At 66.7% G+C, this 13,479-nt stretch carries 10 protein-coding genes; 3 read left to right on the top strand and 7 right to left on the bottom strand.

Annotation, left to right across the window (positions count from 1 at the left end):
- Positions 1–97: 97 nt before the first annotated feature.
- The gene (locus tag ACIQJT_RS08270) at positions 98–316 is read right to left on the bottom strand and encodes a hypothetical protein (RefSeq protein WP_402640986.1); all 219 of its coding nucleotides are present in this window, start codon (positions 314–316) and stop codon (positions 98–100) included.
- Between the two features lie 527 nt (positions 317–843).
- Between ACIQJT_RS08270 and ACIQJT_RS08265 the strand changes: the two genes are divergently transcribed.
- From ACIQJT_RS08265 to ACIQJT_RS08255, 3 genes are read left to right on the top strand one after another with little or no spacing between them, the layout of a single operon-like run.
- The gene (locus tag ACIQJT_RS08265; protein WP_402640983.1) at positions 844–2,991 is read left to right on the top strand and encodes a helix-turn-helix domain-containing protein; all 2,148 of its coding nucleotides are present in this window, start codon (positions 844–846) and stop codon (positions 2,989–2,991) included.
- Positions 2,992–2,995: 4 nt separating this feature from the next.
- On the top strand, positions 2,996–3,991 hold the full coding sequence (locus ACIQJT_RS08260) for a hypothetical protein (RefSeq protein WP_402640980.1): 996 nt from the start codon (positions 2,996–2,998) through the stop codon (positions 3,989–3,991).
- The gene (locus tag ACIQJT_RS08255; RefSeq protein ID WP_402640977.1) at positions 3,988–4,866 is read left to right on the top strand and encodes a DUF6339 family protein; all 879 of its coding nucleotides are present in this window, start codon (positions 3,988–3,990) and stop codon (positions 4,864–4,866) included. The genes ACIQJT_RS08260 and ACIQJT_RS08255 overlap by 4 nt, the downstream gene beginning before the upstream one ends.
- Here the strand turns inward: ACIQJT_RS08255 and ACIQJT_RS08250 are convergent.
- The 6 genes from ACIQJT_RS08250 to ACIQJT_RS08225 form a co-directional block, all read right to left on the bottom strand.
- Positions 4,841–6,238, bottom strand: a complete 1,398-nt coding sequence (locus ACIQJT_RS08250) for a DNA cytosine methyltransferase (RefSeq protein ID WP_402640974.1) — start codon at positions 6,236–6,238, stop codon at positions 4,841–4,843. The genes ACIQJT_RS08255 and ACIQJT_RS08250 overlap by 26 nt on opposite strands.
- A 28-nt stretch (positions 6,239–6,266) precedes the next feature.
- The gene (locus ACIQJT_RS08245) at positions 6,267–7,244 is read right to left on the bottom strand and encodes a DNA cytosine methyltransferase (RefSeq protein WP_402640971.1); all 978 of its coding nucleotides are present in this window, start codon (positions 7,242–7,244) and stop codon (positions 6,267–6,269) included.
- Positions 7,241–7,684 (bottom strand): very short patch repair endonuclease, encoded by a 444-nt coding sequence (locus ACIQJT_RS08240; RefSeq protein WP_402640968.1) that lies wholly within the window; start codon positions 7,682–7,684, stop codon positions 7,241–7,243. The genes ACIQJT_RS08245 and ACIQJT_RS08240 overlap by 4 nt, the downstream gene beginning before the upstream one ends.
- Before the next feature lie 5 nt (positions 7,685–7,689).
- Positions 7,690–10,587, bottom strand: a complete 2,898-nt coding sequence (locus ACIQJT_RS08235; RefSeq protein ID WP_402641344.1) for a Z1 domain-containing protein — start codon at positions 10,585–10,587, stop codon at positions 7,690–7,692.
- Positions 10,588–10,697: 110 nt separating this feature from the next.
- Positions 10,698–12,278, bottom strand: a complete 1,581-nt coding sequence (locus ACIQJT_RS08230) for an ATP-binding protein (RefSeq protein WP_402640965.1) — start codon at positions 12,276–12,278, stop codon at positions 10,698–10,700.
- Between the two features lie 165 nt (positions 12,279–12,443).
- Entirely contained in the window at positions 12,444–13,454 is a 1,011-nt protein-coding gene (locus ACIQJT_RS08225; protein ID WP_402640962.1) for an SEC-C domain-containing protein, read from the bottom strand.
- Positions 13,455–13,479 lie beyond the last annotated feature (25 nt).

Raw genomic sequence — 13,479 nt, 5'->3', positions numbered from 1 at the left:
TCCTGACGATTCAAAGGTCCGTAAGAATGAGTGGGAGCGCGGGCCGGCAGCACGATTCGCCGGCCCGTCTGCTCCGTGTGCTGTGCCGTCGGACGACTCAACCATCCCCCTCACCAGGGGCGGGAGGAGTATCGGGCAGGCTGGCCACCTCCTTGGCCAGTTCGGGGAAGTTGTCGATGAAGTACTTCTCGGTCGTCTCGAACAACGCGAGGACGGCCGCCACCTGCGCCTTGTTCACCGCCATACGAATCTCCAGCTCGAAAGAGCTCCGGTCGCGGCTGGAAAAGAGGTAGTCGTCGTCGCTCTGCCCACTCATGAAAATACACACCCCCGTGACAGCAGGAATCCTCGGACATTTCGGCACGGGGAGTATTCAGGCACAAAAAAGCCCCGCGGCTGAGTCGCTTTCTCAGTAGAGATGCTTACTCGGATCCACGGTAGCGGGTCCGTTTGAAGTTTCGCCAGCGACTTGGATGAAATTCTGGCTGGCGCGGTATTCGGAAAAATTTTCGGGCGCGAAAAATCTGACTGTGGACAGAGCTCTGGCCCGGCCGATCGGCTTCTCTTGTGGTGAAGTCGAACGGGACGGAAAATCCGCCACCCCGAACCCTATCGGCGAAGCAGGGGTGTCGTCAACCGTGGTTGTTCCAGCCTGGCGACGGCCTGGAAGGGGCGGAAAAGAGGGTGAATCGGGCCAATTGCGAACATTTGAATGACTTGGACAAGCCGAAGAGTCGGATCCGGCGCGATCAACTGGCAGTTGACAGAGATCGTTGTGTCAAATTAGCCTCCTTCATGTCTCAGGCGCCCCGCCTGCGGCTCCGAGGAAGGAGCAGGTCCAACGTGGAGACAGGTGAGGAGTTCGGGCCCTGGCTCGCCCGGCAGCTCAAACTCGCGGGCAAGACCCAGGCCGAGCTGGCCGAGGAACTACAACTGACACGAGCGGCCGTCTCCGCGTGGATCACCGGTAGGTCGACACCGCGTCCCACGGTCATGGCAGACATCGCGAAGGCGCTCGGTACGGACCTCGGCACGGTGCACACGCGCACCACCGACACCCAGGTCGGTCTGCCGATCACCTGGTATCACCGTCCCGGCTACCCCGACGGCGGGCGCGACCTGGGGAATGCCGCGGCGTTCGCCTTCGACGCGGACGTACAGGTACTCGCTCGTGAGACCTGTCAGAACAGCCTCGACGAACGCCTCACCGAGAACGGAAGGCCGGTAAGGGTTCGCTACACCCTTCACGAGTTGACCGGGAAGACGCTAGAGGCCTTCCGTGAGGCGATCCTGTGGAACGATCTGTTTCCCCACTACTCCGCCGTCTCCGAAGGCGCGGGCAGCCAAAAGGTCGGCCGGGTCGTGGACGCCGGAGTGCGTGACATGTACGAGAAGGGGCGTCTGCTTCTGCTCCGCATCGACGACTACAACGCGTCAGGACTCATCGGTGACGACTACGGGGACGGCAAGTTCGCGGCCGTGGTCAGACGCCAGCTCGAGAGCCTGAAATCGAGTCAGCGTGCCGGCGGTTCGTACGGCCTGGGCAAGGCGACCCTCTGGGCCACCAGTGCCCTGGGACTTGTGCTCATCAACTCCACCTTGTCGGTGCCGCACGAGGGGCGCACGGAACGACGGGTCATCGGCCGTCTGGAGCTTCCCTGGCGAAAGGTCGAAGGCAAGGACTATGCAGGGCCCGCCTGGTTCGGACGTCCCGATCCCGAGTCACAGGGGGCCGAGGTCGTCCGCTCGTGGTGGGCGGACGAGGAGACGGTGAGCCGTCTCCATCTGACGCGTGACAGCGATGAGCCCGGCACCTCCTTCCTCGTCGTCGGTGCGCATGATGTCGCCAGCCTCGACGAAAGGGCGTACGAGGTCGGGCCTGAGGACGACCTGGACCAGGGCGACGAACACGGAGACACGCGCGACCTCAAGAAGATGCACCGCCGCTTGGTGGCCGCGCTGGGGCGGGACTTCTGGGCGGCAATGACCGGGGGAGGCAACAGGCTTCCCCTGCTGGAGGCCTCGGTCCGCTCCCTGCGCAACGGTGAGATCGTCGTCCCCGAGGAGCAGGTTGATCCCACTCGCGAACAACCGTCCCGTACCCGTGCCCTACGAGCGCATTACGAGGGTGCGACCGTCGAGCGGCTCACGGAGGCCGGCCAGGTGGCCGCACGCAGCGTCCCCCTGAAGCTGCCGGTTTCCGGAGGCGGTCGTGGAACTCTCGGCACCCACCCGGCCGTCCTGCTGGTCACCGAGGCGGAGGACCAGGACGGGGACAAGAACCAGGTGCATTCCCTGCGTGGAAACCGGATGACCGTCAAGAGGGCCGGCGTGCCGGGTCTGCCGGTAGGGACCAATCCCTTCCAAGCAGTCCTCCTGGCGGGAGAGGCTGCAGGGGATTCAGTGGCTTTCGCAAATGAAGCCGAGGAGTTCCTGCGCGCCGCGGAACCGCCCGAGCACGACCGATGGGGGCAGACGGAGGAGCTGACATTGCGCTGGTCCCCGTCCGCATATCGACGGATCAACGCGCTGACCAGCGAGGTGAACAGCGCGATCAAGGAGATCGTGGCCCGTCCCCGCCGTACGCGCGCCGAGGGAGGAGAAGCTCTTCGCAAGGCGTTGACCGTGCGCACCAAGCCTCAGGCCAAGACGCCCACCGGGCCGGTGATCCCCGTACTCGACGGCCTGGACGCGGCGGTCGGAGACGCAGGGGAGTGGCAGATCACCGCCGAGGTGACCATCCCGCGAGGGGACGAGATCACTCCGATGGTCCCGATCGCGCAACTCGACGTGCGCTCCGGAGGACGCCCACGACTGGACTGGGCCGAACTCGACGCGCTCGAAGGCTGCGAGGTTCAGGACGGGGTCCTTTACTTCCCGCCCGGAACTCGCCGTGCCAGGTTTCGGGGGGCCACCGATGTCACGAGCCATCCGGTGAGGACTGCGCTCACCCGACTCGTCGTCGAACTTCGCGCCGGCAAGGGGGAATGACAGCGTGAAGATCTACCCCTACAAGCGACTCAACAGACCGGTCTCGCTCAGGGTGACCTCCGTGTCCATCAAGCTCCTGGACGGCACCCGCGATCATCTGGAGACAACCGCGTACTCCACGCAACAGCAGACCGTAGCTCTCGGTGTCGCGGGCCATGACGACTGGGTGAGCGCCGTCATCGGACTTTCGGCGACCTTGCCCCCGGGGGCGAACGCGCCGGACGCCGCATGGTCCGACCTGGAGGTCCTCGCCGTACTCACCGACGGTGAGACCAATGTCCGGACTTCCGTACGGCTGAGCCGTGACACCGAGGACGGCCGTGACTGGTCCGGCTCGTTGGAAGTCGTCCGCGACGATCATGCGGGGCGGGCCTCGCTGGCCGTCCATGCTGTGGGAACCGTGGACGGCGTTCGCGGACGGGCCATCGCCGAGACCGATCGGAACTGGATCGTCGACACGGTCTCCGAGGAACCCGTCCGCGGGCTCCAACTGGATGTCCAGAAAGCCTCCTTCCAGAAGAGTGCCCGGGAATGGCTTCGCGCGTACGTCGACGCCCCGTGGGTCGTGGAACCTGCGGCCCGCGTCCCCACCGTGTGGGTCAATACCGACGTCGAGGACGTCATGGACCTTCTGGACAGCGGTGGTTCCGGAGTCGAGAGCAAGGTGCGTGATCTTCTGGTCGCCCAGATGGCCACCGATGTCTGGACCGCGGTGTTCCACGCAGCGGTCGGTGACCTGGAAGTGGAACCCGACGGCAGTCCGGTCTTCCCCACCGACTGGCAGGGCGAGGTGCTGCGGGAGATGCTCCCGGACGTGGTGCCCGGCGTGCACGTCGAGGAAGCGCTGCGGCAGGTCCACCGACGGCGGACCGGGGAGTCCGGCTGGCCGGAACTCCAGACCCGCATCCACTACGCGGCGATCCGCCGTGCCGAAGCCCGCCGAGCCCTCGGATTCGTCATCCGAGGCCTGGAGCAGATGAACCGAGCAGGTGAGGCATGATCACCCGACCGAACCACGTGCCGGAGCGACTGGGGCTGCTCGCCGCCGCGGCGATGGATCCGTTCCTCACCGAGCAGTTGATCAGCGGCGAGCAGGTCCACGGTGGAGTCGACCTGACGAGAGTCGTCGAGCCGCTGCCCGATGACGACGCCCGGTGGGAGGTCGAGCCGCTCCGCAGCCTGGTCGAGGACGCCATGTTCGAGTTCCGGGAAGATCGCACGCGGGCCGACGCCTGGCTCGCCCCGCGCCTCCACGCGACCCTGCGGCTGACACGACGGGAGGCTGCGGACAAGCGTCTGTGGAACCACTTGGCCCTCGCCGTGGCCCCTGACTACGTTGCTTGGCGGCACCTCTCGGAGCCCACGGCGAAGAGACCCGAGAGGCGTATCGCCCTCGAACGATTCCGCGGCGCGGCGGATCGGCAATGCTTCTCCCGTCTCTGGTGGGCGGCCGAACTCTTCCGGAACGGCCCCGACTACGAGCCGGTCGAAGTGGCCTGTGCGAATCAGGACATCATTCACAACACGCACCGACTCGGGCTGGTCGACCATCGACCCACAGCTCAGGCCATCGTCCGTCTGTTGAAGGACGGCCAGATCACCAAGGGGCGGGATTTCAACGGTCTCAGCGTTGCGATCAACGCCGCCGGCGCAACTTTGATCTACGACGTTCTCGGGCCGGACGCTCCCAAGGACCCCACTCGGATGCGGGACTGGGTCGCGGGCGCCGAGTCGGCCGGACCGGTGAGCCGGTACAGCCTCCCTCAAGGACCTGACGAGGATCCCGCGCCGGAAAACTCTGTGGCTGCGCTCACCGCCTACTTCGCGGAACTCTTCGAGACCGCCCCGGTCAGGGGGCGGAGGAGCGAGGACTGACGAGTGTATCCGGACGTCGTGGCCCGCTGACGGTGCGGCTCACGGCCGTGACCGGAGGTTTGGAGCCGGCGGGGTTCTGGTCCTCCGGCCGAGGACACCGGTCGGTGCAGGCGTCGGGGCTCCCGCAGCCATGGCTGCGCAACTTGGCCCGCTGGGTATCGGTGGCACACTGCCAAGGCTTTCGCAGCACATCGGCGTCCGGTGCCGGTAGACCCAGTGCGGCACTCAGCAGGTGTGTACCGAACAGGGGCGGCACCGCGTTGCCCACCTGTTGGGCCTGCGCGGTGCCGGACCACGGATAGTCCGGGGGGAAGCTCTGCAGCATCCCTGCCTCGTTCATGCTGAATCGCGCGCCCTCGCGCAGGACGATCTCGTTCAGGTGCTCGAAGACCACGAAGCGGGAGATGCGGCCGGTGACCGTGGTGGCAGGCTGCCGATCGCCGCGCACTCCACGCCGGCCGGGATTCCCGGAACTGCCGTAGTTGGAACGAACCAGGAAGGGTACGACCCGCCCTGGGTGAGTCCCCACGGGCTGCTCCAGCACGTCGCCCATCGACCGCCACGGAAGCAGAGCCGTGTCGTCCGTCTCCGGGGCCTCCTCGATCTCTTCACCGAGCATCGGCTGTCGCATCTGAGCCACCGACACTTCGCGCCGGTTCCAGGCCTTGGCCTCGTAGGCTCGGTGGGTGGCGACCGGGAGGGAAGGCGGTTGACCGAGTCCTTCACGTCGAGCGATCAGCACAGCCCGGGTCCGCGTCTGGGGCACCCCGTAGGTCTCGGTGGACAGGACCCCGACGGCGACGTCGTACTTGGTGCCATCGGGGAGTCCCGTGTTTTTCAACACTGCGGCATAGTGCTCCCAGAGTGCGACGACCGACGGTACCTGCTCCAGGACGATCACGTCGTAGGGGCGCCCGTTCCTGTTGGGGCTTCTCGTCGCCTGGATCGCGTATCGGAGGGGCTCGAGGACCATCGCGGTCCGAGGGTCGGGCAGGGCGCTCAGGTCTCTGTCGACGGCCTCGTCGGACTCGCCCGCTGTCAGGCGCTCGATGAACGTCTTGACCTCGTCCAATGCCTGGCGTCCGGATCCCTTGCCTGCAACGGAGTACGTCTGGCACGGCGGACCACCAGCGAGCACGTTGATCTCCGGTGGCAAGGTCTCGAACGCGTCCCGGCGCACCGCACTCACATCGGCGTGCAGGGTGTCCAGCCCGGCCGCGTAACGCGTGAGGCACGCGCTCCTGTCCCATTCGATCCCGAGGCTCGGGATGTCGAGGGCGTGCCCTGCTACGTCCAGACCCCCGGGTCCCGCGAAGAGGTCCAGGACATAGGGCTTGTCGAGGATGGGCTGCTGGGACGCCGTGCTGGTCATGATGCGGAAGTGTAGCCGGCCGGGAAGATCATCCTCGCCCGTTCAGTGCTGCCACGAGAGCACGCCCCAGCGCCCGCCCGACGGGAGGCGGTGTCGCCTGTCCGACCTGGCGGTACCGAGCGGTCTTCCGGCCGGTGATCTGCCAGGTCTCGGGAAACCCCTGCAGCAGAGCCGCCTGCTCAACTGTGATCTTCACCATGCCGTCGCGCCCCGCCGCGGGGTTCCAGTCGAACTCGGGACCGGGGATCGCGTCGCCGACGGTATGCGCGTTCACGCCCATCGTCGCCCAGGTGTTCTTGGCTCCGGTCGGGCCGAGGTCCGCGCCGCCCCGATTGCGTGAACCTCCGACCAGCGTGGGGGCGGGGCGGTCCGCCTGCGCCGTCCACCGGGCGGCGTCCTTCCAGCCGCGGGAGGCCATCGAATCGCCCAGTGCCATGCCGACTGTCGTAGGTTCCTGGACGGTGGGCGCCGGCGGGCAGAACACTCCGGCTTGTTGCCGCTTCATGGCCACCAGCACACCCTGCTTGCGGTTCTGCGGCACCCCGTAGTCGACGGCGTTGACGACCAGCCAGGTGAACTCGTACCCCAGGTGGGCCAGTTCGGCTCGGGCGAACTCTCGGAACTCCTGGTACTCGTCCGAGTGGGCGAGACCGGAAACATTCTCGATGAGCACTGCCCGAGGTCTGATCGCGTGGACGAGATAGATCGCGGCCTTCAGCAGGCGCTCCTCCACCTGCGAATCCGCCCGTCCCACGGTCGCGCTCGACCTGACTCGGGGCAGGCCGGCCGACAAGAGGTCCACATCGTGGCTCACGGGATGCTCAGCCGGATCGAAGTCCAGAAGATCCGTGTGGAGCACATTCCACTGTGGCCGGTTGGCTCGCAGAGTGGCGACAGCCACCTCGTCGTCGTCCAGAAGCAGCCGCGGCTCGAATCCCGCCTGCTCGAGGCCGAGCACGAGCCCACCTGCCCCCGAACACACGTCCACTAAGGTCAGACCACTCATCGCCTTGTCCCCCTCATCCGCTCGCCACGCCGTTGCTCCACAGCGGCGGCGATCTGCACGGCCACTGCTTCGGGGGCTTCGTGTTCCCAGAACCGCAGGACCGTCCAGCCCTCCGCGACCAGATGCTCGGTCGTCTCCCGGTCCCGAGCCATGTTCCGGTCCAGCTTGTTGCGCCACCACTCCGCATTGGCCTTCGGCTGCGTCGCATGCTCCGGGCACCCGTGCCAGAAACATCCGTCGATCAGGACCGCCACCTTCACCCCGGGAAACGCCACATCGATCCGGCGCCGCACCATTCTCGGTACCGGGTACTCCACGCGGTACCGCAGGCCCGCGGCATGGAGCAGGCGGCGTACCGCGAGCTCCGCTGCTGTGTCCTTGCTGACCTGCCGGGACATACGTGCGGAGACGCCCGGCGAGGAGGGCCTCAAGTCGTTCATTGCTGTCACGCCTCAGGACGTACATCGTCTCGGTCGACGACCACTGCATCCTGCCGGCCCGAATCGATCGCGCGGAATCGGACCAGAGGGCGGCCCGGACCCACTGACGACTTCGGGGCGACGAAGGCGAAGGCCATGACCAGGTCGCGTGGATCCACAGATCCGTCGTCGGTGAGACGTAGCTCCGACTCCACCACCGGGTAGATCACCAGGCCACCTCGGCGGGGGCGTGCGTTCTCCTCGACCGTGGCGCTCGCGGCCGTCGTGACGGCGCCTGCGATGCGCAGCGCGGGGGGTCGATGCTTTGGCTCGCTGATCGCCCCGAACAGTGAGCCTCGACGACGGGTCCGTCGGACGGGTGTGAAAGGACCGTGCCCAAGAAGGCGGGCCTCGCGGCGACGCACAGCACTCTGGAGTGGAGTGATCACGAACCAGTCCTCGATCGCCGCCGGCTGTTGTCCCGCCCGCAGCAGGAACTCGAGGTGCGGCGAGAACTGACTCGGGGCGGACCAGCGCAAGTCGCAGAGCACTCTCAGCAGCGTCTCGTGGGAGACGGTCCCCACTCGTGCTTCGTAGTGAGGTTCGCTCCCGACCCCCAGCCGTACCGGAGGGGCGGACAGCGAAGCCAGCACCGGTTCCCAACACTCTGTGTTGTGGGCCAGTAGCTCGGGGGTCTCCGGATAGGCCGTCGGTTCCACCCACGATCCCGGTGAGCGCAGTTCCACCAACTCCGCGTTGAACATCTTGTTCCGGGCCGACGGCTTCACCCAAGGCAGATGTTGGGCTACGAGCGGTGGGATCTGCGCGGGCGTGACCTGAGGGCGGCCGTCCACCAGAGGCGCGTACCGTTCCAGTTCCTCACGAAACAGTTCCTCGTCGCGGCAGATCGCCTCGAAGGCCTCGTAAAGATCGACAGTCTTGGCGTTGCGGCTGCGGCCGAGGGTTTCCTCGCGGCCGATGTAGAGGCGCACGAGGTCGCGGTACCCCGTCCGGAAGCCGAACCAACGGCCCATCTGCATGAGAGTGTCGGCCTGTTGGGTCGTACGGCGGTAGTACGTGATCGTCAGGCCCTCGACAGTGAAGCCGCGGGACAGCTTGGTGCCGCCGACGAGAATCTTCCAGACGTTCGGGGTGCGGTCGAAGTCCAGATCGGGCTGGGCGTAGTCGCGTTCACGGTCGCCGTTGACGACGATGACCGGCGTGCCGCCTCTGGAGATCAACTGGTGGGCGCGCGACACGTACTTCTTGAGGTCTGCGTACGCCACGGGACCGGGGAGTGCCTCGTCCAAATGGGCTCGGAAGTCTTTGGAGAACAGAGCCTCCAAGCGGGCGTGACCCGCGGGGCCCGAGTACGCGGCCTTGCTCCACAGACCTCGGATGCGGTCTGCCAGTTCGGCGTGCTCGGTCATACGGACCGATTCGTGGACCAACATCGTGTGGTGGCGGAAATGGTTCTCGGGGACGCCGTGATCGGCGCGGTACAGCTTGAGCGCGCCGGTGAGAACGAAGGAGTCCAGGGCCTCGTGCAGGCGGTCGCCGGTGGAGTCGTAGATTCCGCGGACATGTGTCGCCTCGGCCTGACCCGGCCCCTCACCATCCACGGTGGTCAGATCGTGGAAGTCCTGCACACCCATGTAACCGGCTGGACGGGGGAGCGAGATGAGGAAGTCGCGGGGGAAGACGTCTTCCTCGTCGCCCGGGTCGATGAAGACGTTGGCGAAAGGGGTGGCGGTATAGCCGACGTATTGCGCTCGGGGCAGCAGTTTGAGGAGCGCGCTGATCTGGCCGTTGATCGCGGTGCGGTTGACTTTGCCGGCTTCCCACTTCTTCGGGTCTGTCGTGTTCACCGAGGCTTGGTCGGACTCGTCGTCGATGATGAGAGCCGGGATCTCGCCGAGGATCGGGCCGAACTTCTTGAGGTCCGTGACCAGTCTCTCGAGTACGGACATGTTCTTCTTGACGACCATGACGCGGGCGCGCGCCCCGTGCAGGTTGGCCGGGTCATACAGGGGACGCGAAGGGTCGGCCTTGTCGAACTCCAAGGCGCTGATGCCGCGTTCGAGCGACATGTAGTCCTTGTCGCGCGACGTCAGGCGTTCGATGTCGAAGGCCCCGAGTGAGGAAGGACGGGCGCCGAACGAGACGAACTTGGCCGGCCAGTCTTCGTCGTCCTGATAGTCGATACCGACCAAGGAGTCGGGATCATCGGCGTCGGCGGTACCCAGGATGTTCTCCCGGCCGATCAGTTCCATGTCGAGGCGGCGCTGTGTCTGGCCGCGCAGCAGGTTCAGCGTGCCGCCGAGGACGATGACCAAGCGGTAACCGGCATCGATGGCTTTTGCCGTGACGCCGGTGAAGTTCGCGGTCTTGCCGGACTGCACGTACCCCACGACCAGGCCGCGTGCGCTGTAGGCGTCCGCGCGGGTGGGATCGGCCAAACGCTCCACGACGGCGTGAGCCGCCTCGTCCAGGCCGGACACGGCGGTGTGGCTCCAACCCTTGCGGCGCAGCAGGTTTTTGTACGACTTCCAGTAGAAGGATCGGTTGGAGGCCAACTCCCGGGTGTACCAGGGCTCGAACTCCCGACTGATGGTGACTGGGCCTGGGCCTTTATGCACCGGTACGGCCACGTCGATGATCTTACGGAGGCTGCCGTCCAATGCGAGCTTGTCGTAGACAGCTTCACGGCGTTCATCGGTTCGTGGTGCCGTGTCGGTCCAGGACGGTGCGGGCAGCATGTCCCATTCGGCGAGCTTGTGGCTCCATACGGCGAGCAGTTCGTCGCCGGCGGTCGCGGCCGCGATGCGCTCGCGGAAGTGGGACAGATCGATGTCGACCGGCTCGTCGGCGTCGGACAGGGCGAATGCCAGCTTGGCGAAGTGCCTGGGGCCACGACGACTCATCGCGTCGAGGATCTCACCGTGGAGATCGGCGAGATGGTCGGCTGAGGTGTTTTTCTCGGCAGTCACTTGTCCTGATCCGGTTCTCTCGGCGTGGGGTCGTCGCGGGGGAACTAAGAGTCCGTACGGTCCAGTTCCGCACGTGCCGCCGCCACGAGCACGCTGTTCCACAGCGCGATCTTGTCGGTCTGGTTGGCCCAGACTCGCTCCTTCTGGAAGATCTCGTTGAGCATCAGGTAGAGGAGGCTCTTGAGGACGGGTGCATCGTTCGAACCGCCGTGTCGGTCTCCGTTGAAGGCCTGGCGGTAGTCCTTGTTGAGGACGACCCGGCGTTCCTTGTGGTCGATCGTGAAGAGCAGTTCGCCGGAGCCCTTGCCGTCGGGTGTGTCCAACTCGGCCCAGGTGAAGGTGATGGGCTCTTCGCCCTCCAACTGCGGCAGTTCGTCGCGCAGCGCGCGCTTCACCTTCGGGTCGATGCCCTTGCCGGGAGGGATCATCTCCTTCCGCCTGACCTCTGTGCGCCGACGGGCGGCTTCACGATAGGTGGCGCCTGCCTCTTGGACGTACGCCGTGAAGGTGTGGCCCGTTGCGGGATCGACGGCCTGCTCCAGGCCTCTGGCAAAGGCAGGGGTGACCTGGACGCCGTCCTTCTTGACGGTGAGGGAGAAGACGTCGTTCGGCTCGGACGGCAGGTCGATGGAGATGCGAGCCAGTGCCAGGTGCCCTTCGGGACTGCGGGTGCCGTTCCATCCACCGGCCTGGACGAGGCGTTCGTTGCGGTAGAGGTAGAAGCCCTGCCGATCGGACAACGGCCCGATGCCCCGGTATGCGACCAGTGGGGACTTCGGAGGCCAGATGTGAGCAGTCAGCGGGATGTCGCCGGCGCCCACGACAGGCGCGAGGTAGGTACGGGGGAAACCGGCTCGGCCCGGAACCCGATAGCCGAAGGGATCGATGGACTCCACCCCCCGGTGGTCCAGTTCCTCGCGGGTGTGGACGTCCTCCACGACGATGTCCACGTGGAAGTCGTCGCGGGAGAGGAAGCGGTGCAGATAGAGGCCGAGATGGGTCTCGAGGCGTTCGATCGCGTCATTGAGATATCGATCTGTCTGTCCGTCCGTGACGGTCTCGAACGCGCGAACCTGGTCCCAGCGCACGATCGTGCCGTGCCAGCCGATGACTCCGTCGTAGCGGTCGACCAGGTCTTGGCAATATCTCGCATCCACGATGTCACAGGTGAAGTCGGCCTGAGCGTTGGCGGTCAGCCAACGGCGGCCGGTCGACGGACTGCGCCTGGTCCGGCTGATCACGGTGAGTGCGTCCGCATGCGAGAGCGAGGCTGCCTTCAGCCCGGCACCGAAGCGTCCCAGGGCACCGGGGGCGTACTTCTCGCGCCCACCGATCGTCATTGCCGTGTCCAGGCCTGCGTCGTCCATGCCGTCACCGTCGTCGACGACGAGGAGGCCGACCACGCGATCCAGGCCACCACGCTCACCGGTGTCCCGCAGGAAGCTCACGACGACGTTCTGCGCCCTTGCGTCGATGGAGTTGTCGATCAAATCGGCGATGGCCGCCTCGAAGCTGTAGCCCTGGTGCGCCAGCGATTCGAACGACCTGGCCGCCGGGGGAAGCTGCTTACTTCCGGTGGTAGGTACATCGAACTGCCAGTCCGAAGACGGCTCATAGGGCGCCATGCAGGTGTTCCTCGGGGGCGGGACATGCCGGGATGTGTGGGGCATGCCAGTTCACTCGGTCAAATATGACGTTAGCGCGAACAAGCCCTGTAGGAGCAGCGGAACCGGAACGAGACGGCCCCTGGCTGCCGGTGCCGTCCTCGATTCCGCCCCGCCGGCGCTCGTTCACTCCCCGTGGCACTCCCCGTAGCTCCGTCCCGACCCGCACCAGCACCCCGCCCCCCGCTGCGGGGGCCACTCCGCCGCTCGGCCTCGGGCTGCCAGGGTCGTCGCGTACTGGGGGAGGAGGGAGGTCTCCGACGGGGACGTGCCCTCCGAGGCGGCGAAGGCCTCGTAGGACGGGACCGTGCCCGAGACGATGCCCAGGTTCGCCGTGCCGGAGGCGGCGAGCTCGCGCAGGGACGCCTCTATCGTCGCCAGGTGCTCCTCGTGGGAGGGGTACTCCGCGGAGAGGGAAGGGTAGGCGTCGACCAGTTCCGCGAGTTCGGACGCCGGCCAGTGCAGGACCGCCACCGGGAAGGGGCGGGACAACGCCTCGCGGTAGGTGCCCAGTTCGGCGCGCAGGCGGGAGATCTCCGCCTCCAGCTCCGCCGGGTTCTCCGAGCCGAGGGACCACACGCGCTTCGGGTCGTGCAGCTCGTCCAGGGAGACCGGGGAGGAGTGCAGGGTGTCCGCCAGGGTGTCCCACTCGTCGTGGGCCAGGCCCAGCATGCGGCGGACGCGGTGGCGGCCGAACAGCAGAGGATGCGTGGAGTACGGCGGCTCCGGGACGTCCGTCAGGAGGACCTTCGCGCCCTGCGTGAACGTCTCCTGCGCCTGTTCCAGCTCGTCGTGGGACTCCAGGGCCTCCGCGACGATCACCCAGGGGGCCGGGTCCCGGGGAGAGGCTGCCCGGACGCCGTCGATGATCGCGCGGGCCTCGGCCTCATGGCCGTACTCCCACAGGTTCGCGGCCTTCAGGGCGCGGACGAGAAACGGGTTCTCCAGGCCGTCCTGCGCGGCCAGCAGGCGGTCGTAGAGGGAGGACGCGGCGGGGCGGTCGCCGGCCAGCTCCAGATGGGCCGCGGCCTGCAGGAGCAGGGCTTCGGCGTCCTCGGGATACCGGTCGGCGGTCCGCTCCAGGCGCGCCGCTTCGGCGTTGTGGTCGACGTTCTCGGCAGGCGTGTCGGGGCGCATGGGGGACACCGTACTGCCGATCAGT

This window comes from Streptomyces sp. NPDC091972, assembly GCF_044756385.1.
Taxonomy (GTDB): Bacteria; Actinomycetota; Actinomycetes; order Streptomycetales; family Streptomycetaceae; genus Streptomyces.
Note: the sequence above shows the minus strand (reverse complement) of the source record. Positions and strands in the feature narration are given on the sequence as shown.